The sequence below is a fragment of the Arthrobacter sp. 210 2 genome, assembly GCF_059093025.1.
The window spans coordinates 219296-244017 of sequence record NZ_JBNHIE010000002.1 but is presented as its reverse complement, the minus strand read 5'-3'; the positions used below and the strand labels follow the sequence as shown (position 1 = coordinate 244017).

Annotated in this window: 18 protein-coding genes and 1 pseudogene; 13 read left to right on the top strand and 6 right to left on the bottom strand. The window is 65.8% G+C overall.

Annotated elements, in window-relative coordinates; all coding sequences use genetic code 11:
• Positions 1-14 precede the first annotated feature (14 nt).
• Positions 15-851 carry a putative protein N(5)-glutamine methyltransferase gene (locus AC5RWA_RS05525; RefSeq protein ID WP_494056852.1) on the bottom strand — a complete coding sequence of 279 codons (837 nt, stop codon included), beginning with the start codon at positions 849-851 and terminating at the stop codon, positions 15-17.
• 195 nt (positions 852-1046) lie between these two features.
• On the opposite strand from AC5RWA_RS05525, the gene AC5RWA_RS05520 reads away from it, so the two are divergent.
• Positions 1047-2093 (top strand): lactonase family protein, encoded by a 1047-nt coding sequence (locus AC5RWA_RS05520; protein WP_494056851.1) that lies wholly within the window; start codon positions 1047-1049, stop codon positions 2091-2093.
• A gap of 500 nt (positions 2094-2593) precedes the next feature.
• Positions 2594-5467, top strand: a complete 2874-nt coding sequence (locus tag AC5RWA_RS05515) for an alpha-amylase family glycosyl hydrolase (RefSeq protein ID WP_494056850.1) — start codon at positions 2594-2596, stop codon at positions 5465-5467.
• A gap of 123 nt (positions 5468-5590) precedes the next feature.
• Here AC5RWA_RS05515 and malQ read toward each other — a convergent pair whose 3' ends face one another.
• Together malQ and AC5RWA_RS05505 are read right to left on the bottom strand one after the other, a co-directional pair.
• Positions 5591-7846: a 4-alpha-glucanotransferase gene (malQ, locus tag AC5RWA_RS05510; protein ID WP_494056849.1), complete on the bottom strand. Its 2256-nt coding sequence runs from the start codon at positions 7844-7846 to the stop codon at positions 5591-5593.
• A 174-nt stretch (positions 7847-8020) separates the two neighbouring features.
• A complete protein-coding gene (locus tag AC5RWA_RS05505; RefSeq protein WP_115524051.1) occupies positions 8021-9052 on the bottom strand; it encodes a LacI family DNA-binding transcriptional regulator in 1032 nt (343 codons plus the stop codon).
• 206 nt (positions 9053-9258) lie between these two features.
• On the opposite strand from AC5RWA_RS05505, the gene AC5RWA_RS05500 reads away from it, so the two are divergent.
• The 4 genes from AC5RWA_RS05500 (at position 9259) to AC5RWA_RS05485 (ending at position 15052) form a co-directional block, all read left to right on the top strand.
• The gene (locus AC5RWA_RS05500) at positions 9259-10572 is read left to right on the top strand and encodes an ABC transporter substrate-binding protein (RefSeq protein WP_494056848.1); all 1314 of its coding nucleotides are present in this window, start codon (positions 9259-9261) and stop codon (positions 10570-10572) included.
• Between the two features lie 64 nt (positions 10573-10636).
• Positions 10637-11563, top strand: coding sequence for a carbohydrate ABC transporter permease (locus AC5RWA_RS05495; RefSeq protein WP_079596737.1), 927 nt, complete (start codon positions 10637-10639; stop codon positions 11561-11563).
• Entirely contained in the window at positions 11560-12390 is an 831-nt protein-coding gene (locus AC5RWA_RS05490) for a carbohydrate ABC transporter permease (RefSeq protein WP_079596738.1), read from the top strand. Before AC5RWA_RS05495 ends, AC5RWA_RS05490 begins: the two co-directional genes overlap by 4 nt.
• Before the next feature lie 79 nt (positions 12391-12469).
• Positions 12470-15052, top strand: coding sequence for a family 78 glycoside hydrolase catalytic domain (locus AC5RWA_RS05485; protein ID WP_494056847.1), 2583 nt, complete (start codon positions 12470-12472; stop codon positions 15050-15052).
• Between the two features lie 133 nt (positions 15053-15185).
• Here the strand turns inward: AC5RWA_RS05485 and AC5RWA_RS05480 are convergent, their stop codons facing one another.
• Entirely contained in the window at positions 15186-15920 is a 735-nt protein-coding gene (locus AC5RWA_RS05480; RefSeq protein ID WP_079596740.1) for a GAF and ANTAR domain-containing protein, read from the bottom strand.
• Positions 15921-16103: 183 nt separating this feature from the next.
• On the opposite strand from AC5RWA_RS05480, the gene AC5RWA_RS05475 reads away from it, so the two are divergent.
• Both AC5RWA_RS05475 and AC5RWA_RS05470 read left to right on the top strand, forming a co-directional pair.
• Positions 16104-17150 carry an aldo/keto reductase gene (locus AC5RWA_RS05475; protein ID WP_494056846.1) on the top strand — a complete coding sequence of 349 codons (1047 nt, stop codon included), beginning with the start codon at positions 16104-16106 and terminating at the stop codon, positions 17148-17150.
• 241 nt (positions 17151-17391) lie between these two features.
• Positions 17392-17586, top strand: a pseudogene (locus AC5RWA_RS05470) (DUF3040 domain-containing protein); the annotation flags it as partial.
• On the opposite strand, the gene AC5RWA_RS05465 reads toward AC5RWA_RS05470, so the two are convergent.
• A complete protein-coding gene (locus AC5RWA_RS05465; protein WP_494056845.1) occupies positions 17542-18654 on the bottom strand; it encodes a DMT family transporter in 1113 nt (370 codons plus the stop codon). The pseudogene AC5RWA_RS05470 and the gene AC5RWA_RS05465 sit on opposite strands and share 45 nt — an antisense overlap.
• A complete protein-coding gene (locus tag AC5RWA_RS05460; RefSeq protein ID WP_494056844.1) occupies positions 18651-19244 on the bottom strand; it encodes a TetR/AcrR family transcriptional regulator in 594 nt (197 codons plus the stop codon). The genes AC5RWA_RS05465 and AC5RWA_RS05460 overlap by 4 nt, the downstream gene beginning before the upstream one ends.
• Positions 19245-19379: 135 nt before the next feature.
• On the opposite strand from AC5RWA_RS05460, the gene AC5RWA_RS05455 reads away from it, so the two are divergent.
• The 5 genes from AC5RWA_RS05455 to AC5RWA_RS05435 all read left to right on the top strand — a co-directional run bounded on the left by AC5RWA_RS05455 (position 19380) and on the right by AC5RWA_RS05435 (position 24651).
• Complete coding sequence (locus tag AC5RWA_RS05455; protein WP_494056843.1) at positions 19380-20240, top strand: SDR family NAD(P)-dependent oxidoreductase; 861 nt, start codon at positions 19380-19382, stop codon at positions 20238-20240.
• Positions 20241-20511: 271 nt separating this feature from the next.
• Positions 20512-20988 (top strand): hypothetical protein, encoded by a 477-nt coding sequence (locus AC5RWA_RS05450; RefSeq protein WP_494056842.1) that lies wholly within the window; start codon positions 20512-20514, stop codon positions 20986-20988.
• Entirely contained in the window at positions 20985-22904 is a 1920-nt protein-coding gene (locus AC5RWA_RS05445; protein ID WP_494056841.1) for a glycoside hydrolase family 15 protein, read from the top strand. The genes AC5RWA_RS05450 and AC5RWA_RS05445 overlap by 4 nt, the downstream gene beginning before the upstream one ends.
• Positions 22905-23110: 206 nt before the next feature.
• On the top strand, positions 23111-23410 hold the full coding sequence (locus AC5RWA_RS05440; RefSeq protein WP_079596747.1) for a DUF4193 domain-containing protein: 300 nt from the start codon (positions 23111-23113) through the stop codon (positions 23408-23410).
• A 170-nt stretch (positions 23411-23580) separates the two neighbouring features.
• Positions 23581-24651, top strand: a complete 1071-nt coding sequence (locus AC5RWA_RS05435; RefSeq protein ID WP_494056840.1) for a quercetin 2,3-dioxygenase — start codon at positions 23581-23583, stop codon at positions 24649-24651.
• Positions 24652-24722: the final 71 nt, after the last annotated feature.

The window sequence follows — 24722 nt, the reverse complement described above, 5'->3', positions numbered from 1 at the left end:
AGGAAACCCCGGAACTAGCGCGGCAGTGCTCCGGCAAAGTCAGGCAGCACCCCAACAACAACCGTGCCGTCCAACTCCTCTGAGCGGACGATCCTCACTGTGAAGCCCGCAGCAGACACAATCGAGGCGGTTGCCAAGGCCTGCTGCTCGCTCGTTTCGATGAGCAGATGACCTGCAGGACCAAGCCATTCGGGGGCAGCAGCGGCCACCCGCCGGTGGACATCGAGACCGTCCGCACCGCCGTCAAGGGAGAGTCTTGATTCATGGAGCCGGGCTTCCGGCGGCATGGTCCGGATGGCCCTGGTGGGAACATACGGTGCGTTTACGGCGAGCACTTGCACGCGGCCGCGGAGCAGCAGCGGGAGTGCTCCGAAGAGATCGCCCTCGTGTACGTGGCCGCCCATAGGCTCGACGTTTCCTCTGGCACACCTGACAGCGACAGGGTCGATGTCCGTGGCGTGCAGCTCGAGCCCCGGGACACGCATGGCAAGGGCGACGCCCACCGCCCCGGATCCACAGCAGAGGTCCAGCACCACACGGGGTTGCGAAGCACCAGCGGCCTCGAGAATTACGACGGCCTCGTTCACCAGCAATTCGGTTCTGCGGCGCGGCACAAAAACGCCGGGTTCCACCATGACGCGCCGTCCGGCAAACCAGGCCCAGCCCAGGATGTACTCCAGCGGGATGCCGGCGGCCCTGCGCCGGACATCGCCCTCAAGTTCCACTGGGTCGAAAGCCTCAGCTATGAGGAGTTCCGCCTCCTCCTCGGCGAAAACGCAGCCGGCGCGCCGCAGTTCGGAGACGATACGGGCAAAAGCAGGGGAAGCGGTTAATGATTCAGGAGCCGGCATGGAACGCCCTTTCGGTGAGCCGATGGGCACCCCGCACATGATTTAGGCCAAGCGGACCGGACAGCGGTGGAAGGGTGAACCCGAAACTGGTACAGCGGTAATCGGACTCACCTCCTTCTGCCGGTGCTGGAAATTCCATGCTAACGGACGCCGGGTTGCACCCGAAGGAAGCAGAATTATTGGCAGGATGGAACCATGACCTCCGCCACGGACAACACCATCATCTGGACCGGCACCTACACCCCGGACGGAGGTGGCCGGGCCGAGGGCATCGGCGCCCTCCGCGCGCACCAGGACGGCAGCCTTGAATGGCTGGGCACCGCTGTGGCCGCGCAGTCGCCGTCGTTCGTTGCCGTGCACCCCACGGTGCCCGTTGTGTACGCCGTGGCGGAGCAGCGGAAGATGGTTCAGGCCTACCGCAGGGCTGGAGAGTTTGGCCTGGAGCCCCAAGGGGCACCGCAGCCGGCAGGCGAGGCCACCTGCCATGTTGCCGTTGACCCACATGGACGCTTCGTCACCGCCGCCTGCTGGGGCGACGGCCAGGTCCTTCTCTACGAGCTGGATTCCGACGGCGGCATAACAGGGCGCTTCCCCGCCCCACCGTCGGCGGACCCGCATGCCAGCCTTTCTCCCGGCGAACCACGGCAAAGCCGGGCCCATGCCAGCCTGATGCTCCAGGATGGACGCATCATGACCACTGATCTGGGCCATGACATCCTTCGCGTCTGGAACTATGTGCCCGGCAGAGGCCTGGTCGCGGACCACGAAGTGGCCCTCCCGTTCGGCAGCGGCCCCCGGCACCTTGTGCAGCACTCGAGCGGCAGCGTCTTTGTGGTCTCCGAGTACTCCGTGGAGGTCTTCATCGTCCGGCCCGAAGCTGGCACCTTCGAACTTGTATTCCGGGGCCCCGCCACATCGGGCGGCAGCCAGCAGGGCGACTCCGCGGCCGAGATCTGCCTCAGCCAGGACGGCAGCTACGCCTATGCCGGCGTCCGCGGCACCAACATCATCAGCACCCTGGAGGTCGGCGCCGGCGGCACCGAACTGCTGCCTGTGCAGGACACACCCAGCGGCGGCGACTGGCCCCGTCATCACCTGGTGCGGGGAACGTGGCTGCATGTGGCCCATGAACGCTCAGACAACGTTGCCTCCTTCGCCCTGGACCCGGTCACCGGACTGCCCGGTCCCGTGATCCACGATGTGCACGCGCCATCGCCCACTGCCTTGGTCCCCGCCAGCTGATTGCCCGCCCTGCCGCTGGTTCGGACGGCGCTGAAAGCAGACGTGCCGATAGTCCGGACGGGTCTGACAACAGGCTCAACACTGGTGAGCATCCCACCGCGGAAGGTCATTACCTAAACGCTGGAGTTATCCGGTGCAAGCGCTTACAGTTGTGACGTGGTTCACAAGTCAGCATGTTGTCTTGTGAACCTGGCATCCTCGCCGCACAACCTTGCCACCGCAAGCCTGTACAGCAGCGCCGCTCTCCAGGAAAGGTCTCAACCTTGATATTTCGCACCCCATCCAGCGCGCCCCCGTGTGCAAAAACAACAGCACGCCACACCGGAACTCCAGCGCGCACAGCCGCTTTCCGGTCGGCAGCAGGGCTCCTCGCAGCAGCTGTCGCCGTTTCCGCCGCAGTAATTCCCGCCCAGGCCGCCCCCGGTACAAAGGATCCGGGTTCGGTAGCCGCGACCCACTCACTCCGTGCCCCTGTCACTGACGAAAACTTCTACTTTGTCATGGCGGACCGGTTCAGTAACGGCAGCACCGTCAACGATCAGGGCGGCCTCGGCTCCGATCCCATGGTGTCGGGTTTTGATCCAACCAAGAAGGGCTTCTACAACGGCGGAGACCTCGCAGGCCTCCTGGACAAGATCGACTACATCCAGGGCCTGGGCACCACCTCCATCTGGCTTACCCCCAGTTTCAAGAACAAGGCCGTCCAGCCGGAGGACAAGTCCGCCGGCTACCACGGCTACTGGATCACCGACTTCACCCAGATCGATCCGCACCTGGGCACCAATGCCGAACTGAAGACGCTCATCGATGAGGCCCACGCCCGCGGCATGAAGGTGTACTTCGACATCATCACCAACCACACTGCCGACGTCATAGGTTACGAGGGCGCGGATGGGAAGGGTGCTCGCAAGGGCTACACGTCCAAGGATGCAGAGCCTTACAGGACCGCGGACGGCGAGGAGTTCGATGACCGTGACTTCGCAGGCTCTGACAGCTTTCCGAAGCTCGACCCCGCGGCGTCCTTCCCCTACGTTCCTGTCCTGCAACCGGGCGAGGAGGACCTCAAAGTTCCGGACTGGCTGAACGATCCCACGCTCTACCACAACCGCGGCGACACCACCTTTGCAGGCGAGGACGCCTACTACGGCGACTTCTTCGGCCTGGATGACCTCTTCACCGAGCACCCCACCGTGGTGGACGGCATGAAGGACATCTACAAGACGTGGATCCGCGACTTCGGCGTGGACGGCTTCCGGATCGACACCATGAAACACGTCAACAACGAGTTCTGGCAGGAATTCGGCCCGGACGTCCTGAACTATGCCAAGGAACAGGGCAAGGACGAGTTCTTTATGTTCGGCGAGGTCTTCGACACCAGCAAGAGCTTCACCTCGCAGTTCACCACACGGAACCACATGCAGGCAGTGCTCGACTTCCCGTTCCAGGATGCCGCCCGAAACTTCGCCTCGAAGGGCCAGGGCACGAAGAGCCTGGAGACCTTCTTTGCCGGCGACGACTGGTACACCGACGCCGATTCCAACGTCTACCAGCTGCCCACCTTCCTGGGGAACCACGACATGGGCCGCATTGGCAGCTTCATCGCCGCGGACAACCCCGGGTCAACCGACGCCGAGCAGGTGGCCCGCGACCAGCTGGCACACGAGCTGATGTACTTCTCGCGCGGCAACCCGGTGATCTACTACGGTGACGAGCAGGGCTTCACCGGCCCCGGCGGGGACCAGGACGCCCGGCAGACGCTCTTCGCCAGCCAGGTTCCGGAGTACCTTGACGACGACCTGCTGGGAACCGACGCCACCCACGGGACGGACAACTTCGACACAAGCCACCCCCTGTACGCGAAGATCAGTGAGCTGGCTGCCCTGACGAAGGAGCATCCCGCGCTGCGGGACGGCGCCCACCAGCACCGCTACGCATCCGAGGGTGCCGGAATTTATGCCTTTTCGCGGACGGACGCCGAAGACCAGCGCGAGTATGTGGTGGCACTGAACAACAGCGAGCAGGCCAAGACAGCGGAGGTGCCCACCTACATCAGCAAGCGCAACTACACCCGGGTGTACGGGAATGGGGCAGAGGAAGCCAAGACCTCCGCAGACGGAAAGCTGACGGTCACCGTCCCGCCGCTTTCCGCCGTGGTGTACCAGTCCTCAGGCAGGATCCCGCACTCAAAGGACGCCCCCGCCGTCGTCCTCCAGGAGCCGGCGGCGGCGCCCGGTGACAACGGGCGCCTCAAGGTGACGGCCGACGTCGGCGGTTCCTCGTTCTACGAGGTCACCTTCGAAGCGAAGAAGGCAGGCGGGGACTGGCAGGCGGTCGGCACCGACGACACGGCGCCCTACCAGGTGTTCCATGATGTGGCGGACTTGAACGCCGGCACTGCTGTGGAGTACCGCGCCACCGTGCTGGACAACGGCGGACACACGGCCACGAGCCAGCCGCGCACGGCAAGCGTTCCTGCCCCGGTGCTGACCCTGCAGAAGCCCGTGGAAGGCAGCAGCGCCAAGGGCACGGTGGAACTCAGCGCCACCGCCGACCCGGAGAAGGCCAGCCATGTGGTGTCCTTCGAGCGCAGCGTGGGCGGCGGTGAGTGGACCGCCGTCGGAACCGACGATTCGTCGCCCGTCTACTCGGTAACAGATGACGTGTCCCGGCTGGCGGACGGCATCACTGTGCGGTACCGCGCCTCCATGACAGGAGCCGGTTTCAACGTGGTCAGCGACGTGCGGACCGTGACAGTGGGTGACGCGCCGCAGCCGGACTCTGTGACGGTGGCCGGATCCATGAACCAGCTGATGGGCTGCACCGAACCGTGGCAGCCATCCTGCACACAGGCCATGCTGAAGCTGGACCCCGCAGACAAGATCTGGCGCCTGACGGTGGACCTGCCGAAGGGACAGTACGGGTACAAGGCCGCGCTTAACGGCACCTGGGATGTGAGTTACGGAGCCGGCGGCTCGGCCGGCGGAGGGGACATCGTGCTTGACCACCCCGGGGGCACAGTGACGTTCCGCTATGACAACAGCACGCATGTCATCAGTGCCGTGTATGCAGCCCAGCAGCCCTCGGCGGTGGCCGTGGCGGGCAGCCTCAACAAGGCATTGGGCTGCGCCACGGACTGGGAGCCCAGCTGCGACCAGGCCCAGCTCACCCTGGACCCGGCTGACCTCGTGTGGAAACTGACCGTCGGGAACCTTCCTGCGGGCAGTTACGAGTTCAAGGCAGCCCTGAACCGTACCTGGGACGTCAGCTACGGCGCGGGCGGGGTGTCCCCCGGCGCCAACATTCTGTATGAGCACGACGGCGGACCGGTCACCTTCCGCTACGACCACTTCAACCACATCATCACGGCGGGTTAGCTAACCGGAACAGCAGTAACGTAGGCCCGCTTCACCGAGCAACGCGGGGTCACTTTTGGCCGCTCCGAGGCATCGGATCGGGCGAAAAGTGACTCCGCGTTGCTGTGTGTCCTCGCTGTTGGCCTATGGGTGCAAGGCCTCCTCCACCGCCGCGAGGAGCGTGTTGAACCGCGCGTTGGCGGGAAGGTCGTCAAGGAACACTGGCCTGCCGTCCGGTCCACCCAGCGGAACCTGCCAGTTGGGGTAAAGGGCTTCCGTGGTTCCGGGCTGGTTCTGTACGCGCCGCTCCCCCACCGCATCCACGAGTGCCACGCCAAGCAATACCGACGGCGTCTGCGTCAGCAGCAGGTGCAAAGCTTCGATGGTCTGCTCTTCAGACGCGGAAGGTCCGCCGCCGGCGCCGCCGTCGGGCAGGTAGCCCCGTTCCCGCAGCAAGGCGAGCATTTTCTCGAGGGACGCGTTGTGCTCGGCGCGCTCCTCCGCTTCGGAGCGCTCCAGCAGGCCAAGCCGGCTTCGCAGGGCCACATGGTCCCCGGCGAGGTAGCCGGCGGTGGGCGGCAGGTCGTGCGTGTTGACGCTGGCAAGCGCCTGCGTGCGGTACTTTTCGGGCGCAAGGGGCGAATCGCCGTCGTACTCGAACCAGAGGATGGACGTGCCCATGATGCCGCGCGCGGCAAGGTAGTCCCGCACCCACGGCTCGAAGGTGCCCAGGTCCTCGCCGATCACCACGGCGCCGGCACGGTGCGCTTCGAGTGCAAGGATGCCAATCAGTGCCTCGTGGTCGTAGCGGACGTAGGCGCCGTCGCCGGGGGCATTGCCCACCGGGATCCACCAGAGCCGGAACAGGCCCAGGATGTGGTCCACGCGGATGCCGCCGGCATGCCGCAGCACCGTGGCCAGCATGTTCCTGAACGGCGCATAGCCGGCCTCGGCAAGACGCGCAGGGTGCCATGGCGGCTGGCCCCAGTCCTGGCCCTGCTGGTTGTACATGTCCGGCGGCGCACCAACACTGGTGGCGGGAGCCAGCACATCATGCAGGGTCCAGGCGTCGGCGCTGCTGTGGTCGACGCCGACGGCCAGGTCATGGACCACACCGAGGCGCATTCCCGACCGCAGTGCGGTCCGTTGGGCATCCTCAAGCTGCTCGTCGCAGATCCACTGCAGCCAGCGGTGGAAACCAATCCGGTCGGCGAGTTTTTCACGGAGGGCTTCGGCCTCCGGAGTGCCCAGGGCACAGGCGGGATCCTTCCACAGCGGATCATCGGGGGTGAGGTCCTCGCGGATGGCCGACCAGAGCGCAAAGTCGTCCAGGCCACTGCCCGAAATCCGGCAGAAGTCATCGAAGGCGGCCTGCCGGGCCGGCGACCGGCGGGTGTGGTACAGCAGTTCGAGGGCCTGCAGCTTGGCGGCATAGACCGCGTCCCGGTCCAGCCGGTTGGCGTCCTTGTTCAAGCCGGCCACCTCCTCATGGAGCCGCTCCACCAGGGCGCGCTTGCGGGGTTTGAGGTAGGCCAATTCCGGGATGGCTTCGATGCGGATGTACAGCGGGTTGAAGAACCGCCGCGTGGACGGCGAGTACGGCGAGGGCTGGACGGGCGGCACCGGTTCGGCAGCATGCAGCGGGTTGACCAGCACGTAGTCGGCACCCCGGGCACCGGTCAGCGCGGCCAGGTCAGCCAGGTCCGCGAAGTCGCCGATTCCCCACGACCGCTTGGACCGCACCGAATACAGCTGCGTCGCCAAGCCCCAGCCGCGGCGCTTTTCCAATGCTTTGGCAGTTTCCAGCCTCGCGGGAACCACCACCAGGGTGGTTGACGCGGTGGTGCTTTCGGATTCGACGTGAAGCGTGTGCCAGCCCAGCGGCAGGTCCTGCGGGAGGGCAAAGGTGGCGCGCCCGACGGACACGCCGTCCACGTCGCGGGGCTGCATCCGGACATCCTGCTGCACAGCTTTCCGGGTGCCCGCCCCTCCTTCGAGCGTGATGGTGAGGTCCGCCGTCGCACCGTCCCGCACATGGACCGGGACCTGCGCGGGTTCACCCTGCTGGATTACGACGGCGGGAGGCAGCATCCGCCGCCAGGGAGCCAGTTCCGCTTCCGCAAGGGCTGCCTGGATCTGCTGGTTCGTTTGGGCCTGGACGCCAAGGGCAGCCAGGACTTTGATGAGCGTTTCCTCGGCAACAGCATGGGGCAACCCGTCCCAGCCCTGGAATGAAGTGCCCACTCCGTGCGCGTCCGCCAGCTGTTGGAGAAGGTGGGGGTCCACGGCTCCACGTGCTTCAGCGTCTTGGGCAGCACTTCCGCGGGCACCGGCAGGAACATTCGGTGGATCCACCGGCATCCCTGGCCGTGGTGCGTGCTGCTGGTCTGAAGCCGTCATGCGTGTCCGCCTCGTCTGGTGTGATGGGCCCGAACTTACAGTGCTGCTTGTTGTACCGGCGTTTGCACCCCGCGCACAACCGTTGGTTCAGATTATTGCAGGGCGGCACGGAGACGAAACCGGGCCGCTTCACACCCGGGCTTTCAGCCGTCGTGCCGCAACCTTCCGCTGCGCCTAGCCGGCGTCCGGCGCCGGCCCGGTGGTCCTGCGGATCATCAGCGTCGGCTGGACCAGTGCGGCTTGGGGCTCCTGGCGTCCTTCGATCCGCTCCACCAGGAATTTCGTGGCCAGGGTGCCCATTTCGAACCCGGACTGGTCCACGGTAGTGAGGGCAACCTGGGGAAGAGATGCAGCACGGGCGTTGTCGTAGCCGACCACCGAAAAGTTCTCCGGAATGGGCAGACCCAGCTCGAAGAACCGGGCAAGCACACCGAACGCTGCCATGTCGGTTCCGGTATGCACGGCAGTAGGCGGAGTGTCGCGCTTGAGCATGAGGTCAACGGCTGCGGCGCCGCCTTCGTGGTTCCACCGCGATTCGATCACATCCACCTCCTTCTCCAGGCCGTTGCGCACCATTGCCTGAACGTAGCCTTCGGCACGAACCGACTGCGGCATGGTGCTCTCGTTCTTCTCCCGGCCGACGTGCTTCAGGTGCGCAATCCGGCGGTGGCCAAGGGACACCAGATGGTCAACAATCAGGGCACTGCCGGCGATGTCGTCACTGGCAACCGTGTCATAACCCTGGCCCGGGCCGTGGCGCCCGAGCACCACCGTGGGGGTGCTTCTGCCGATTCTCTCCAGCTCTTCCTCGGGGCCGAACGGGGCAATCAGTACCAGCCCATCCATCTTCCTGTCCAGCATGGCATCGATCATCTGCTGTTGCTGGGCCAGCCCCATGTCCGCCTCGCCGATGAACACCTGGTAGCCGCGGCTCTCCGCTTCAGCACGGATGCCTTCAATCAGGACGGTAACGAACGTATTGGAGAGATCCACGACGAAGACGCCCAGGGTGAAGCTTCTGCCGCGCATGCCGCGCGCCAGGGCCGAGGGGCGGTACCCCAAGGCTTCCATCGACTCCTCGACGCGCTTTTTCATAACGTCGCTCACGCCGTACGCGCCGCGGAGGACCTTGGAGACAGCAGCACGCGAGACACCCGCGTGCTCGGCAACATCACTGATAGTTGCCCGCTTCTGCTGCCCGTCCACAACGCCCCCATCCGATTGGCTTCTAAAGAAATTGTAGACTGATCTACGAAAATCCCTTGCGCCTTGGACGTGGCGTGGCTTACATTAAAAACGTAGACCGATCTACAAGATCTCCGGCAGTCATCCCTCAGTAATCGGAATGCAATGACTGCCTTGAAACGTTCCACAGGACCTGTAAGGGCCTGCGGCTTTACGAGGAGGTAAAGATGAACACCACCCCTAAACGGCGCTGGCCCGTAATCGCCGGAAGCGTGACGGCGGCAGCGCTGATCCTCACCGGCTGCTCCGCCGGCGGCGGCGAAAGCAGCGATGCCAAGACCATTACCTGGCTCGTCGACAACACCGAGAACACCATCACCTACGCGGAAAAGCTCGCCGAAGACTTCAACGCAGCCAACCCGGACATCAAGGTCGAAATCGAAACCCGGCCCCAGGGCGGCGACGGTGACAACATCGTCAAGACGAAACTGGCCACCGGCGATATGGCCGATGTGTTCTCTTACAACACCGGATCGCTGTTCCAGCAGATCAACCCGGAGCAGAACCTGGTGCCCCTTACCAGCGAGCCCTACATGGATAACGTGTCGGATTCCTACAAGCCCGTCGTCACATCCGGCAGCGAGGTCTACGGTGTCCCGGTGGGAACCGGCTCGGCCGGCGGCGTCATGTACAACAAGAAGGTCTACGAACAGCTGAGCCTTTCCGTACCCAAGACCTGGGACGAATTCATGGAGAACAGCCGGAAGGTCAAGGACGCCGGCATCGATCCGATCATCCAGACGTACCAGACCACGTGGACATCCCAACTGTTCGTCCTGGGCGACTTTGCCAACGTTGCCGCGGCCAATCCCACCTTTGCGGAGGACTACACGGCGAACAAGGTCAAATACGCTACCGACCCCGCCGCCATCAAGGGCTTCGAACACCAGGAGGAAGCCTTCAAGGCCGGTCTTTTCAATGAAGATTTCGCCTCTGCCACCTATGCCCAGGGCCTTGAGAAGCTGGTCAACGCGGAAGGCGCCCATTACCCGATCCTCAGCTTCGCGCTGCCTGAGATCCAGGTCAGCTACCCGGACAAGATCAATGACCTGGGCATCTTCCCGCTTCCCAGTGATGACGCATCCAAGAACCCGTTGACCGTCTGGCTGCCCGGCGGCGTTTACCTGCCCAAGTCCACGCAGAACGTGGAGGAAGCCAAGAAGTTCCTGGCCTTCATTGCCAGCAAGGAAGGCTGCGATTCCCAAACCGAAGCCGTGGGCGCAAACGGCCCCTACCTGGTGGAGGGGTGCGACCTGCCTGATGATGTCCCCGCTGCGGTGAAGGATATGCTGCCGTTCTTCGAGGACGAGAGCAAGAACAGCCCGGCCCTCGAGTTCCTTTCCCCCGTCAAGGGCCCGGCCCTGGAACAGATCACCGTCGAGGTGGGTTCGGGCATCCGTTCGGCCAATGACGGCGCCGCCCTCTACGACGAGGACGTCAAGAAGCAGGCTCAGCAGCTGAACCTGCCCGGCTGGAACTGACCTCCGCCACCAACCCTGCCGTCCGGGCCGCACGCCGGCCCGGACGGCAACTGGAGATACTGACATGACAACCAACACCACCGTGGCCGCTCCTGCCGGGCGGACCCTGACAGCCGCGGCACCCAAGAGGCGCCAGCGCAAGTCGTCCTACCCTTACTGGTTCTACCTGCCGGCCGCGCTCGTCTACACAACCCTGTTCCTGGTTCCGACCTTTGCCTCGTTCTTCTTCAGCTTCACGCGCTGGAACCTGACCGAATTCACGTGGATCGGCATGGACAACTTCGTCCAGTTCTTCTCGGAACCAGCGCTCCTCAAAGGGCTGACCAACACCTTCATTTACGGCGTGGTGACCTCCACCCTCAAGGTGGTCCTCGGAATGCTGCTGGCAGTGCTCCTCACCTCGCAGATTATTGCCCGCGGCTACCTCCGTTCCGTGATCTTCTTCCCCGTCCTGCTCAGCAGCATCGGCGTCGGCATTGTCTTCACCGTGCTGATGGACCCCTCCCGGGGCATGATCAACGAAGCGCTCGCCGTCGTCGGCATCGAGGGCCCGAAGTGGCTCACGGACCCTGCCTGGGCGCTGATGTCGGTGGCCTTCGTGGACGTCTGGAAGGGCGTTGGCCTCGCGACCGTTATCTTCATCGCAGGCATCGTGTCCATTCCGCAGGAGTATTTCGAGGCCGCCAAAGTTGACGGCGCCAGCTCATTCAAGAGCTTCTGGAATATCACCGTGCCGCTGGCCCGTCCCGCAACCGCAACCGTCATCATCCTGTCCCTGATCGGCGGGCTGCGTTCCTTCGACCTGATCTGGGCCATGACCAAAGGCGGACCCGGCTTCACCTCGGACGTCATCGCCTCGGTGATCTACAAGCAGTACCAGGCGGGCTTCTACGGGCTCTCCACCGCCGGCAACGTGGTTCTGTTCCTGATTGTCACGGCCGTCATCGTGCCCCTGTCCATGATCCTGAACCGCAAGGAGGTAGAGGCATGACCGCCGCCCTGAAGCGCTATGGCGTGGGAATCCTGGCCATCGCCGTCACCGTGGTGCTGTTTGTTATTCCGCTGCTCTTTATGGCCCTGACCGCGATGAAGGACCGCCGGGAAGCCAACAAGCTCGAATTTTCCTGGCCCACCAACTTCGCCCTGATCGAGAACTTCCAGGAAGTCCTCTCCGCCCGCAGGTTCATGCTGGTCACGGCCTTCATCAACAGCACCATCCTCACCGTCGCCAGCGTAGCCATCATGGTGATCCTGGCGGCCATGGTTGCCTGGGTACTGCAGCGCCGCCGCAGCCGCTGGAATCCGCTGATCAATTTCCTGATCCTGTCCGGCCTGATCATCCCGCCTGCCGTGGTGCCAACCATCTGGGTCCTCCAAGGACTGGGGCTGTTCAAGACCCTGCCCGGCCTGATCCTCATCGAAGTCGCGTTTGGATTGTCGTTCTGCATCATGCTGTTCCGGGCGTTCATCTCCACCATTCCCCGTGAACTGGACGAGGCTGCGGTCATTGACGGGTGCGGGCCCGTGCGGCTCTTCTTCCGGGTGATCTTCCCGCTGCTGCGCTCGGTGATCGTCACGGTGATCGTGGTGCAGTCCGTTGCCGTCTTCAACGACTTCCAGCACCCGCTCTACTTCCTGCCCGGGGACGCCAACGCCACTGTCCAGCTGACCCTGTTCAACTTCCAGAGCCAGTTCACCACCGCCTACAACCTGCTCTTCATGAACATCCTGCTGATCACCATCCCGCCGCTGGTCATGTACCTGTTCTTCAACCGCCAGATCGTGGCCGGAATGACTGCCGGCGCCGTCAAGGGCTAGGACCCGGACCCCTTATACCAACTCCGCGGTGGCCCTGCCGCCGCCCCCACGTTCATCACCCCTGCATGGAAGAGGCCTTATGTCTGCCACCGTCCAACCGGTGACCTTCGAGCATCTTCCCGGTGCCTTGGGCATCGGGACCGCAACACCCCGTATCTCCTGGAAGACCCGCGCCGATCCCGGCTGGGCCCAGTCCGCCTACCAGGTGTCCGTGACCTCGGCGGCGGGCACCTGGCTCAGTGAGCGCATCGAGTCGCAGGACTCGGTGCTTCAGCCGTGGCCGGCCCGGCCGCTTGGTTCCGGCGAGCGCGCGGACGTCAGCGTGCGGCTTTGGGGGGACGCAGATGAGGCGCCCGGCCCCTGGAGTCCCGCCGCCGCCGTCGAAACCGGCCTGCTGTCACCTGCTGACTGGACGGCAACCCCCATCACCCCTGCCTGGGATGAGGACCCGGATTCGGACCGGCGTCCGCCCCTGCTGCGGCGCGGTTTCACGCTGTCCAGGCCGGTGGCGTCGGCCCGCCTGTACGTCACCGCGCACGGGCTGTACGAAATGGAGGTCAACGGGACCCGGATCGGAAGCGACGCCTTCTCCCCCGGCTGGACCGTATACGGCAAACGGCTGCGCTACTACACCTACGACGTCACGGCCCAGCTTGCCGAGGGTGAGAACGCCATGGGCGCCTGGCTGGCAGATGGCTGGTACCGCGGCCGTTTCGGCTTCCACGGCGGGCACCGGAACCTCTACGGCGACAAGGTGGCGCTGCTGGCGCAGCTGCATGTCACGCACGACGACGGCTCCGTCACCATAGTGGGAACGGACAGCGAGTGGAAGGCCGCCTTCGGGCCCATCCTGTTCACCGGCCTGTACGAGGGCGAGGACCACGACGCCCGCCAGCTCCCCGCGGGCTGGAGCAGCACGGGGTTCGACGACGGCGGCTGGCAGCCCGTTGCCGCCGTCACCAGGGACCCTGCCACCCTGGTGGCTCCCGAAGGTCCTCCTGTACGGTGCACCGATGAGGTGAAGCCGCTGAACGTCTCCACGTCGCCGTCGGGGAAACTCATCCTGGACTTCGGGCAGAACCTGGTGGGCAGGCTTCGGATCACTGTCCACGGCGAAACAGGTGCCAAAGTCATCTTGCGCCACGCGGAGGTTCTGCAGGACGGCGAGCTCTACACCCGGCCGCTGCGGGGAGCAGCCGCGACGGACGTCTACACGCTGGCAGGCGGAGCACCGGAAACGTGGGAGCCCCGCTTCACCATCCACGGCTTCCGCTATGCCGAGATCGAGGGCTGGACCGGCGGGGACGTCGCCCAAAACGTCGTGGCCCGCGTCTACCACACCGACATGGAACGCACCGGCTGGTTCGAGTGCTCCGACTCCGGCCTCAACCGGCTGCACGAAAACGTCCGCTGGAGCATGAAGGGCAACTTCGTGGACATCCCCACCGACTGCCCGCAACGCGACGAGCGCCTGGGCTGGACCGGGGACCTCCAGGTTTTTGCCCCTACCGCCACCTTCCTCTATGACTGCTCGGGCATGCTCTCCTCGTGGCTCAAGGACGTGGCCGCCGAACAATCGCCGGACGGAACCGTTCCCTGGTATGTTCCCGTTATTCCCGGCGGGAACTACTGGACGCCCGTGCGGCCCGGCGCGGTGTGGGGCGACGTCGCGGTCCTCACTCCGTGGGTCCTCCATGAACGGTTTAACGATCCCGGGATCCTGGCTGACCAGTACCCCAGCGCGAAAGCGTGGGTGGACCTGCTGGACAAGCTGGCCGGAGACAGCCATCTGTGGAATACAGGTTTCCAGCTGGGTGACTGGCTGGACCCCAGCGCCCCGCCCGAAAAGCCGAGCGAGGCAAAGACCGACCGCCATCTGGTGGCGAGCGCATACTTTGCCTGGTCTGCCCGGCACCTTGCCAAAATGGCCGGCGTCCTGGGCAAGTCCGGGGATGAGCTGCACTACCTGGAGCTGGCGCGGGCTGCGGCTGTTGCCTTCGCCGCCGAGTACATCCTGCCTGATGGCCGGATGACCAGCGACGCGCAGACGGCCTACGCGCTGGCAATTGTGTTTGACCTCTTTCCCACTGTGGAGCTTCGGAAGCTCGCCGGGAAGCGGCTGGCCGTGCTGGTGCGGGAAGCCGGCAACCGCATCGCCACCGGCTTCGCAGGAACCCCGGTGATCACCGACGCGCTGGCCGAGGTGGATGAGCTGGAAACCGCGTACGATCTGCTGCTGGAGAAGGAGTGCCCCTCCTGGCTCTACTCCGTGGAACAGGGAGGGACCACCATTTGGGAAAGGTGGGATTCCCTGCTTCCCGACGGCACCGTCAATCCCGGCGAAATGACGTCCTTCAACCACTACGCGCTGGGCGCGGTGGCGGACTGGATGCACCGCTGCGTCGCCGGCCTGGCGCCCCTGGAGCCTGGGTACAGGCGGATCCTCTTCCGGCCGCAGCCCGGCGGCGGTCTCGCCTGGGCCTCGGCGGCACATGAAACCCCCTACGGACGGGCCGCCATTTCATGGCGCACCACAGACACCGGCCTGAGCGTAGAGGTTGAGGTGCCCACCGGAACCACTGCACGGGTGGAGCTGCCCGGGCAGGAACCCGTGGAGATCGGCTCCGGAAGGTTCGACTACACGGTGGCCGCGGTCTCCTAGAGCTGCTGCCCACCTGTAACGCCGTCCGGCTGGAACCGGAGCTGCCGTCCGCAGCGCCGGTTTCAGCCGGACTTCCTCCATGCCCTCCCGATGAGGGCTCCAAGTGTGTGGTTCAAGGCCCGCAGGGCGCGGTTCAGGGCTCGAAGTGCGTGGTGACCGCTCCACCATTCACCCGCACCAGGATGTCCGCCGCCAGTTCCCGGAGCTTCTGGTTGCGGTGGCTGGACGCCTTGGTGAGGAGCGCCATCGCCTCTTCCTGGGAGCAGCGGTTCTGGGCCATGATCACGCCACAGGCGAGGTCGATGGTGGTGCGGTGTTCCATGGCTGCCGTCAGGTCATCGGCCAGGTTCTGCGCATCGGCAATCTTCAGGGCCAGCCGCAGTGCACGGCCGGCGAGGTCCGCAAAGCCTTGTGCCGTGGAGATGACGGCATCGGAAAAGACCCCGGGTTCGGAAGCAAAGAAGTTCAGCGCGGCCGACTGGTGCTGGTCCAGTTCCAGGGGAACTCCCAGGGCGCTGCGGCAGCCGTGTTCGGCGAGGACTTTCCGGTACTGCGGCCAGCGCGGTTCCGTGTCCACGTCTGCCAGGACAACGGGCTTCATTATCTCCAGTGCGGTCAGGCAAGGCCCTTGGCCCAGCGCCTGTTCCAGCTCGTCCAGCTCGCGTGCGCGGTCGCTGTTGCCCGCAACCGTGGTGCTGCGCTTGCGCCGCCGGAGCGTGACGCCGCATTCGATGACCGAACCGGCGGATTCGGACACAGATGAGGCCGCCACCGTGGACAGCTCGCCGAGGAAGCCGTTCACGTTGGTGCTGCCGATTATCAGGTCGTGCAGCTTAGCGAACTGCTCGTCAGAACTTGGGGTGGCCATTCCCCAATATAAGCCTGGGGACGGGCTCCGCGCGCGCCATAAAACGTCATCGCGGCACTTCATGGTTACTCCGTGCGTCGAAAAGAGAAGGACTAAGGCAGGAATCTTCAGGCCTCCGGCGGATCTGTGTAGCCTCGTGACGATCAAGGGCATGCAACGCAAGGCATCGGGAGGAGACCGGGGATGAGCCTCAGCGAACTGCGGGTGTTCGGGCGGTCGGGGACCCCCATCAGTCCGCTCACTTTGGGCACCATGAATCTCGGCGAAGGAACGGGCGGACCGTCCGGCGCGCCCACCGGCGCCGAGGAGAGCATCCGCATCATCCACGCGGCGCTCGACGCCGGGATCACCGCCATCGACACCGCGGACGTCTACTCACAGGGCCAGTCCGAGCAGGTGGTGGGCAGGGCACTGCGCGGCCGCCGCGACGACGTCTTCCTCGCCACCAAGTTCCATGGACAAATGAGTGCCAACCCCGCCCATTCCGGAAACTCGCGCCGCTGGATCACGCAGGCCGTGGAGGGAAGCCTCCGCCGGCTGCAGACCGACCGCATCGACCTGTACCAGGCCCACCGGCCGGACTACAACACCGATGTCCTGGAAACCATCACCACCCTCAACGACCTGATCCGGCAGGGCAAGATCCTCTACTACGGCACGTCCGTGTTCACCCCGGCGCAGCTCGTGGAGGCGCAGTGGCTGGCCACCACCAACCACCTCATTCCGCCGCTGGGCAACCAGGTGCCGTACTCCATGCTGGTGCGCGGCAACGAGCGCGACGTGCTGCCCATCGCCCAGCAGTACGGCCTGGGCGTCCTGGCCTACGGGCCGCTGGCAGGCGGCTGGCTGTCCGGCAACTTTGTGCTCGAGTCCGGCCAGGCGCCCACCCGGGTCCATTCGCTCCCCGGACGGTATGACATCTCCGGACCGTCCAGCGAGCGCAAACTCCTGGCCGCGGACTCACTGGCCCGGCTGGCGGACAAGCTGGAGCTCTCGCTCGTGGACCTGGCGGTTGGCTTTGCCCTGGCCCACCCGGCCATCAGCAGCGTGATCATCGGCCCGCGCAACGAGGAGCACCTGCAGGCATACCTGCGCGCGGCGGATGTCCGGCTCGGCGAATCCGTCCTGGACGCCATCGATGACCTGGTACCGCCGGGCACCAACTTCGTGGAGCGCGACGCCGGCGCAATTGTCCCGTCCATCGAGTTCGCGGAACTGCGACGGCGGTAGCTGCGGTGGGCTACCCCGCCGCCGGACACGGCGCAGGGCCACATGGTAACCCGCCCGGAGCGCCAGGGCGGGGAGTCCCGCCAGGATCAGCCTCTAACCCGCCTTGGCCGTGCCGTCCATAAAGACCAGCTGGTCCGAAGAGAAGGGCTGGGTGGAGAGGGGCGTCAAGCCCGGCGCCGGCAGGTCTTGACTGGGCGGGATAACGCTCCTACGGTCAATACCGATATCCGCATCTCATGAAATGCAGGGGCATGCAATGCCAATGTCCGAAGAGGAGCGGAGGCTGCTCAAGGAGCTGGAGCTGGGCCTGATTGCCGACGATCCCCACCTGGCCATGGAGCTGCTCTCCGGTTACCCGGCCCGCCGATTTCCGGCAGGCCTTTTCACTGGCTCAGCCGTTTGCCTGATAGGGCTCGTACTCCTGATGGCGGGAATCGGCAGCGAGGCGCCTGCCGCCGTCGTCCTGGGTATTTTGCTGCTGGGGCTGGGCGCCTGCCTGGTACTGGCCCGGTTCTTCCCCCACTGGCAGCGGCGGCGGGAACAGCCCACCGGTTGACGCACGCCCTCTGCCGCCCGGCGTGCGGCCCGTGGCACGGCGGGTGACCGGCGTCAGGATGAACAGGCTTCCCAGTACGACGGCGGCGCCAAGCCAGCCAAGTGCCGGGAGCCGTTCCCCCACCACCAGCACGGCGAGGACCGCGGCTACCACCGTTTCCAGCAGGGAGATGCCGGTGGCAGTGCTTGCCCGGATGCGGGCCAGCCCCCAGCCGAACAGGACGTACCCTGCGAACATCGGAACGAGCGCCATGTACGCGCCCACCGAGAAGTTGGTCCACGACTCCAAAAGTGGCCTGCCCGTCACAGCCAGCACCGGCATCAGCAACAGCCCGCCGATGCCAAAAACCGCGCCCATGGCGGCCCTGGACGTGATACCGCCGCCGATCAGCCGGTGTGCAGCCCAGGAATAAAGGGCATATGTGCCGCCGGCCACCAGCCCCAGCAGGATCCCAGCGGTCGAGGCCCACGGGCCGGCGCTTTCGGGGCCGGACGGGCTATGGCCGGCAAGGGACAGCAGCCCCGCGCCGGCCACTCCGAGCGCCGCACCGATGACCCACCGCCGGGTGAGCGGCTTGCGGTCCGCGAACCGCTCGATCAGCGCCGCGGCAACGGGGGCCGAACCGATGGAGACCACGGTTCCGATGGCCACCCCGGAAAAATGCATCGAGCTGTAGAAGGCAAGGGGGTAGACGGCCACGGCTGCTGCCGCCAGGGATACCAGGCGCCATCGCTCCAGCAGGCCGCGCCGCTGGTCCATGATGTGCCTGGCCGCGTACACCGCCTGCAGCAGCCCGCCGATGCCCATCGCTACGGCTCCGATGGCAAGCGGGCTCACGGACGGGGCAAACGTGGCCGCTGTTCCTGTGGTTCCCCAGAGTATTGACGCCGCCACCACAAAGAGGGCGCCCCAGAGCGGGGCGTTCGGGTGGCTGTGATCTGCTGTCACAGGTCTTCCAGCATCCGCATGGCGATGGCCCGGGCGTCCTGGAGCCGGTCATCCCGGCCCTCCAGGCCTGCCCTGGCCATGGCACCCTCCAGCAGGAAGGACAGGTGCCGGGCCAGGTCCGCGGCCCGTTCTTCCTCCCCCGGCAGCAGCCCGGCCACATGCTCCGCCAGGAGGCTTTCCACTTCGTCCTTATGCTGCCGGACGGCAAGCCTGCCGGGGTCGCCCGCCGGCAGTTCCGCTGCCGCATTGAGGAGGCCGCAACCCCGGAAACCGTGGCTGTAGGCGGCGTTGGCGTGGTCCACATAGGCGTCGAAGATGGCAAGTACGCCGTCCCGGGGACCCCTCGCCGCCTCCAGCCTCCCCCGGTACAGGCTGAGCCATTCCTCATGCCGGGCTTCCAGGTAGGCCGCCACCAGGTCGGCTTTGGACGAGAAGTTGTTGTACAGGCTCTTCTTTGCCACTCCCGCTTCCGCGGTAATCGTGTCGATACCGGTGGCGGCGACGCCCCGGGCGTAGAACAGCCGGGAAGCGGCCTCGAGGAGCAACTCCCGGGCCCGACGCCTGGGCGGGATGGAAACGTTGTGGGACATACAGCTCCTAAGAGTAGGTAGACCAGTCTACCTACGTGGAGAGATTTCACCAGCCTTCTCGGGCAATCCCTTGACTATGGCCAGGACCGGTGATTCGTGCTGGGATATTGACGGGATGGGAAGCGTCGGGAGGCGATGGCCGTGGGTTCGATGGATGGACGCGTTGCGCTGGTAACCGGGGCGACGGGCGGCCTGGCAAAGGCAGTGGCCGCCGGCCTGGCCCGGGAAGGCGCCACGGTCGTGGTGGTGAGCCGCACCGCGGCGCGGGCGGACGAAGCGATGGGGGAAATCCGCAGCCGGGTTCCGGCAGCGACGCTTGAGCCGCTCGCCTGTGACCTTTCCTTGCAATCCTCGATCCGTTCCGCCGCGGACACGTTCCTGTCCCGGCATGACCGGCTCGATGTCCTGGTCAACGCGGCGGGGGTGTTCCGCAAGGAACGCCACGAGACCGCCGACGGGCTTGAACTTACCTTCGCCACCAACGTGATGTCCTACTTCCTGCTGACCAGCCTTCTGCTGGACGCCCTCAAGAGAGGTGCCGCCACGAACGGGTCTGCACGGATTGTGAACATCGCTTCGAGGTACGGGAATACGCGGCTCACCTTTGACGACCTGCAGACCACCAAGGGCAAGTACAGCTACCTCCGCTCCACTCCACCCACCATGCTCGCCCGCGTCCTCCTGACGCAGGAGTTCGCGGAGCGGCTGAAGGGATCCGGCGTTGTGGCAAACGCTGCACATCCGGGCCTGGTCAAGAACACCGCACTGCTGCGGGACGTGGGCGGGCCCTTCCGGTGGGTCACCAACACGTTCGGCAGCCCGGCCGAAAAGGCTGCCGACACCCCCCTATGGCTGGCCACCTCAAGCGAAACTGCTGGAGTAACCGGCAAGCTGTGGGCCCGGCGCAAGGAACTGCCGACGCCGGGAATGGGCGCCGACCCACAGGCTCGCCGGCGGCTTTGGGAAGAGTGCTCCCGGCTCGCCAATCGTCCGTAAGGCGACCTTCTCCCGCAGGCGCCGGTCTCGCATCTCGCATCTCGAGCAATCCTTCTCGACTACGGCCGCGTCCGTTCAGCCGCCACCTTGCCGTCCGACGCAGCTCCTCACGCCCTGCTCGAAGCGTCTTGACACGCCCCTGCACCGGTTCTAAATTCAAGGTATTCCTTTTTAGAGCGAGGAGCCATGCTTTCTCCCACAATCCATACCTTCGCCGGCGTTGCACCGGCCCGGGCCTCCGGAGGGCAAGCCCGGAGCGGGGCGGCATGAGATGGACTGGCAAGGGTGGGCCCTCTTCGGGCTGCTTGCAACGGCGGCACTGACAGTTGTCCTGATCGCCGCGCAGATGGCAGGGCTCACGCGGCTTGACCTTCCGCTGGTGCTCGGCACCATGGTGACGCCGGATCCGGACCGGGCACGGGTGGTGGGCTTCTTCATCCACCTCGTTGTTGGCCAGGTGTTCGCCCTCGGGTACGCCGCAACGTTCGCACTGCTGGGCCGGGCAACCTGGTGGATCGGCGCACTGCTGGGGCTCCTGCACGTGGCGGTGGCGCTGACTGTCATCCTGCCCCTGCTGCCGGGCGTCCATCCGAGGATGGCGTCCACCAGGGCGGGCCCCGGGACTGCAGCCGTGCTGGAGCCCCCCGGGCTGCTGGGACTGAACTACGGCATCCAGACGCCGGCAGTCGCCGTCGTGGCCCATCTGGTCTACGGCGCCATGCTCGGACTCCTGTTGAGGGCGCTATGAAACGCGGGCCGGCGCCGTGGCAACAGGCCATGCCCGGCAGGAAGGCCACGGCACCACCCCTTCCGGCTCACCCACCTCCCCGTCCTGCCCACCCCTGGCAGCCGGCGCCCATCGCGGACTACGGGCTGGTGGGCGACACCCGGACGGCGGCCCTGGTGTCCGCCCGGGGGTCGGTGGACTGGATGTGTGCTCCGGCTTTCGACGGCGAGCCCATCTTCGGTGCCCTGCTGGGAGGAGAGGAGGCCGGCTGGTTTTTGGCAGGTCCCGCCGGACCGGCTGAACTGGCAGGGCGCCGGTACCGGGGCAACACCGCCACCCTGGAAACCGTCTGGCAGTCCGGCAGGGGACGGCTGACCCTGACGGAGGCGATGGTGGCCGAAGTCTCGGGAGCCCTTCTCCCGGCGTCGGTCCTTGTCAGGCGGCTCAGTGCTGAAGGTGCCCCCATAGCCGCCACCGTCAGTTTCAATCCTCGCCTGGGCGAACACCACCGCCGGCCACGGGTGAGCAAACGCGGCCGGGACATGGTCTGCGAGTGGGGACCGCTGGCGCTCTCGCTGGGTTGCAGTACGGAGTTTCCGTTGGAATGCGGCACGCAGCAGACCTTGACCGTGCACCCCGGCCGGCCGGTCACGCTGGTCCTCGCACAGGCGTACGGGGAACCGCTCATCCATCTGGACCCATCGGCAGCCTGGGACCTGCTCCGCCGGGACGAACAGCGGTGGGAGGCCTGGTCGGAGGCGGTCGACGCGGACATGCCGTTCCGCGCGCACGTGCTGCGGAGCCTGCTCACCCTCCGGCTGCTCACCTACTCCCCCTCGGGCGCTCCGGTCGCCGCCCCCACAACATCCTTGCCGGAGGACCCCGGCGGAATACGGAACTGGGACTACAGGTACGCCTGGCCGCGGGACGCAAGCATCGGCGTCGGCGCCTTTTTGCGGGCAGGCAAAACCGACGAAGCCCTCGCTTTCCTCGGCTGGCTGCTGCATGCCAGCCGGCTCCAGCGCCCCCGGCTCCCCGCACTGCTGACGCTGGCCGGCGGGCATGTTCCTCGGGAACGGGTGCTTCAGGGCTGGCCCGGCTACGCGGGGAGCAGGCCGGTGCGGACCGGCAACGGCGCGGCCGGTCAACACCAGCTGGACGGATACGGCTGGGTGCTGGACGCGGCATCCGTCCTGGTGGACGGCGGTCACCCGCTCTATTCGGAAACGTGGCGGGCCATGCGCGGGTTTGCCGACCTTGTGGCGGCGCAATGGGCCGAACCCGACGCCGGCATCTGGGAGATCCGCGCTGACGCCGCCCACCATGTCCATTCCAAACTGATGGCCTGGCTTGCACTGGACAGGGCGCTGCGCATCGGAACCACGCACCGCCTCAGCAGCGGCCACCGCCGTCGCTGGCAGCTGGCGCGGGAAGCGCTTGCGGCGGAGATCCGCAGCAAAGGCGTGGATCCGGCCCGGAACACGTACACCCGGACCTACGGTTCGCAGGACCTGGACGCAGCCCTGCTGGTTCTTCCGCTGATTGGACTGGACGAACCGGAATCGGCCAGGGTCCGGGCCACCGTGGATGCCGTCAGGACGGAATTGGCCGCCGGCGGCCCCCTGCTGTACCGATACCCGCCGGGGAAGGACGGGCTGGCCGGCGGCGAAGGCGCCTTCCTCCCGTGTTCCTTCTGGCTGGTGCAGGCGTTGGCCATGACCGGCAGGAGCGCGGAGGCGGAGGCGGCGTTCCGCTCCCTGCTGGACCTGGCTTCCCCGCTGGGGCTCTTCAGCGAAGAGCTGGACCCTGCATCGGGCGCGCTCCTGGGCAACTACCCGCAGGCCCTCACCCACGCCGCGCTGGTGCAGGCCGCTTTGGCGCTCCGGGACAACCCGCCCATCAACCCAGGAAAGTCCCACACCGCGGCCGGACCATAAAGTGAGCCGGCAGGTCGATCCGGCAAGCACAACCAGCAGGAACCCATCGGCATCGTGGGAGCCGTGGCTGGCGCCGTCCCAGCGCTATGGCGTCTGCAACCGTAATTCAGTATCTTGGCAGCGCCGGGAATATCTGGGGACCGCCCCGGGTTTTCGCTCTGTCCAGAATAATCTGGGCACCAGAAGCCGGACAGGAGAACGCATCAATGGCAGTTGACTACGACGCTCCGCGGGTGACACCGGAGGAAGAACCCAATGTCGCCCTGGAGGAGCTCAAGACCGAGAAGCCGGGGCGCCGGGAGGCAACCCCCGACGTTGACGAGACGGACCTCGCGGACAGCTTTGAGCTGCCCGGAGCCGACCTTTCGAACGAGGAACTCCAGATCCAGGTGGTCCCGGTCCAGGCCGACGAATTCACCTGTATGTCCTGTTTCCTGGTTCACCACCGCAGCCAGTTGGCGAGGGAAAAGGACGGCAACAAGTACTGCCGGGAGTGCGAGTCCTGACGGGGAGCAGCTGCAGGGCGGAAGCGGGCCACTCCGCTTCCGCCGGGAATCACAGCTGCCTGGGGTTTTGGTTTTCATCCATTGGAATTTCCGGTCGTGGCCGGAGCTGCTGCCAGCCATGATGTAGGTCACGCTCCGGCAAGGGCCGGCCGACTGGAAAGAAGGAAACCATGTCCCTCAGCGTTGAGGAAATGAACACCCAGCTCCCGGCAGCCAACGTGCTGCCCGGCGAAGCGGTCCCCTACTACATGGCGTCCGGCGAGGGCGCACGCTACGAAATCAATGGCCAGCTGGTGACGGTAATCGCCCGCGCGGCGGACACCGGCGGCATCTTCAGCGCCGCCTACATCTCGGGCGGCATGGGCGCGGAATCCCCCTTCGTGAGCCACAAGGTGGAGCACAAAACCCTCTACGTTTTTGACGGCATCCTGCACGTCTGGCTGCCCGGCGAAAGCCGGATCCTCGCCCCGGGCGACTCGGTCGTCATCCCGCCGAACACCCCGCACGCCTACCGGATGGCCAGCCACTACACCCGCTTCCTGAACTGGATGACCCCCGGCGGCGCGGAGGCGTACTACGAGCGGGTGGGCACCCCCATCAACTCCCATGTCCCGCCGGTGCGCGCCGGCCACTCGGCAAGCCTGCAGGAGCAGGCCGAGGTAGGTGCCGAGTTCGGCATCACCTTCCCCGACGTGGAGCGCGCGGCCCCTTCGTTCAAGCACGACGCCGGCCTGCCGCCCACGCAGAGCCCCTACTTCCTCAGTGCCGGAGAAGGCGAGCGCCTGGTCAGCTACCAGACCATGTTCACCTACCTGTCCCGGCCCGCCAACACCGGCTCCAACTACTTCGCGGTGCACACCAAAGGCGCCAAGTCGCCCTACATTCCGCTGCACTTCCACTCCGAGCACACGGAGAACTTCATTTGCACCGAGGGCCGGATGTGGCTGTACGCCAACGGCCGGGAGGTGCTGCTGACCAAGGGCGACTTTGTGCACGCCCCCGCCGGCACCATCCACTCGTTCGCGTTCGATTCCCACAACACCCAGATGCTGGGCTTCCTGACGCCGTCCGTCTTCAACGGCTTCTTCGAGTACTTCAACAAGCCCACCGAGGACTACATGTACACGGAGGGCGGCGAGCCCTACATGGACATGGAGGGCTTCGGCCGGGCCCAGGCCGAGATGGACCTGACCGTGGTGGGTCCCCCGCCGCAGCGCCGGGCGGCACTCGACATCCCCTAGCGTCCCGCCGCAATGCCAAAAAGCAGCACCAAAGAAGGCCCGGACTTTTGAAAGTCCGGGCCTTCTTGCTG

Coding starts and splice junctions, on each gene's coding strand:
- AC5RWA_RS05460 (WP_494056844.1), bottom strand. CDS start 19,244: ATGTCCCACAACGTTTCCATCCCGCCCAGGCGTCGGGCCCGGGAGTTG.
- AC5RWA_RS05480 (WP_079596740.1), bottom strand. CDS start 15,920: ATGGCCACCCCAAGTTCTGACGAGCAGTTCGCTAAGCTGCACGACCTG.
- malQ (WP_494056849.1), bottom strand. CDS start 7,846: ATGACGGCTTCAGACCAGCAGCACGCACCACGGCCAGGGATGCCGGTG.
- AC5RWA_RS05450 (WP_494056842.1), top strand. CDS start 20,512: ATGGACTGGCAAGGGTGGGCCCTCTTCGGGCTGCTTGCAACGGCGGCA.
- AC5RWA_RS05440 (WP_079596747.1), top strand. CDS start 23,111: ATGGCAGTTGACTACGACGCTCCGCGGGTGACACCGGAGGAAGAACCC.
- AC5RWA_RS05435 (WP_494056840.1), top strand. CDS start 23,581: ATGTCCCTCAGCGTTGAGGAAATGAACACCCAGCTCCCGGCAGCCAAC.
- AC5RWA_RS05485 (WP_494056847.1), top strand. CDS start 12,470: ATGTCTGCCACCGTCCAACCGGTGACCTTCGAGCATCTTCCCGGTGCC.
- AC5RWA_RS05500 (WP_494056848.1), top strand. CDS start 9,259: ATGAACACCACCCCTAAACGGCGCTGGCCCGTAATCGCCGGAAGCGTG.
- AC5RWA_RS05475 (WP_494056846.1), top strand. CDS start 16,104: ATGAGCCTCAGCGAACTGCGGGTGTTCGGGCGGTCGGGGACCCCCATC.
- AC5RWA_RS05525 (WP_494056852.1), bottom strand. CDS start 851: ATGCCGGCTCCTGAATCATTAACCGCTTCCCCTGCTTTTGCCCGTATC.
- AC5RWA_RS05520 (WP_494056851.1), top strand. CDS start 1,047: ATGACCTCCGCCACGGACAACACCATCATCTGGACCGGCACCTACACC.
- AC5RWA_RS05495 (WP_079596737.1), top strand. CDS start 10,637: ATGACAACCAACACCACCGTGGCCGCTCCTGCCGGGCGGACCCTGACA.
- AC5RWA_RS05445 (WP_494056841.1), top strand. CDS start 20,985: ATGAAACGCGGGCCGGCGCCGTGGCAACAGGCCATGCCCGGCAGGAAG.
- AC5RWA_RS05455 (WP_494056843.1), top strand. CDS start 19,380: ATGGCCGTGGGTTCGATGGATGGACGCGTTGCGCTGGTAACCGGGGCG.
- AC5RWA_RS05515 (WP_494056850.1), top strand. CDS start 2,594: ATGGCGGACCGGTTCAGTAACGGCAGCACCGTCAACGATCAGGGCGGC.
- AC5RWA_RS05490 (WP_079596738.1), top strand. CDS start 11,560: ATGACCGCCGCCCTGAAGCGCTATGGCGTGGGAATCCTGGCCATCGCC.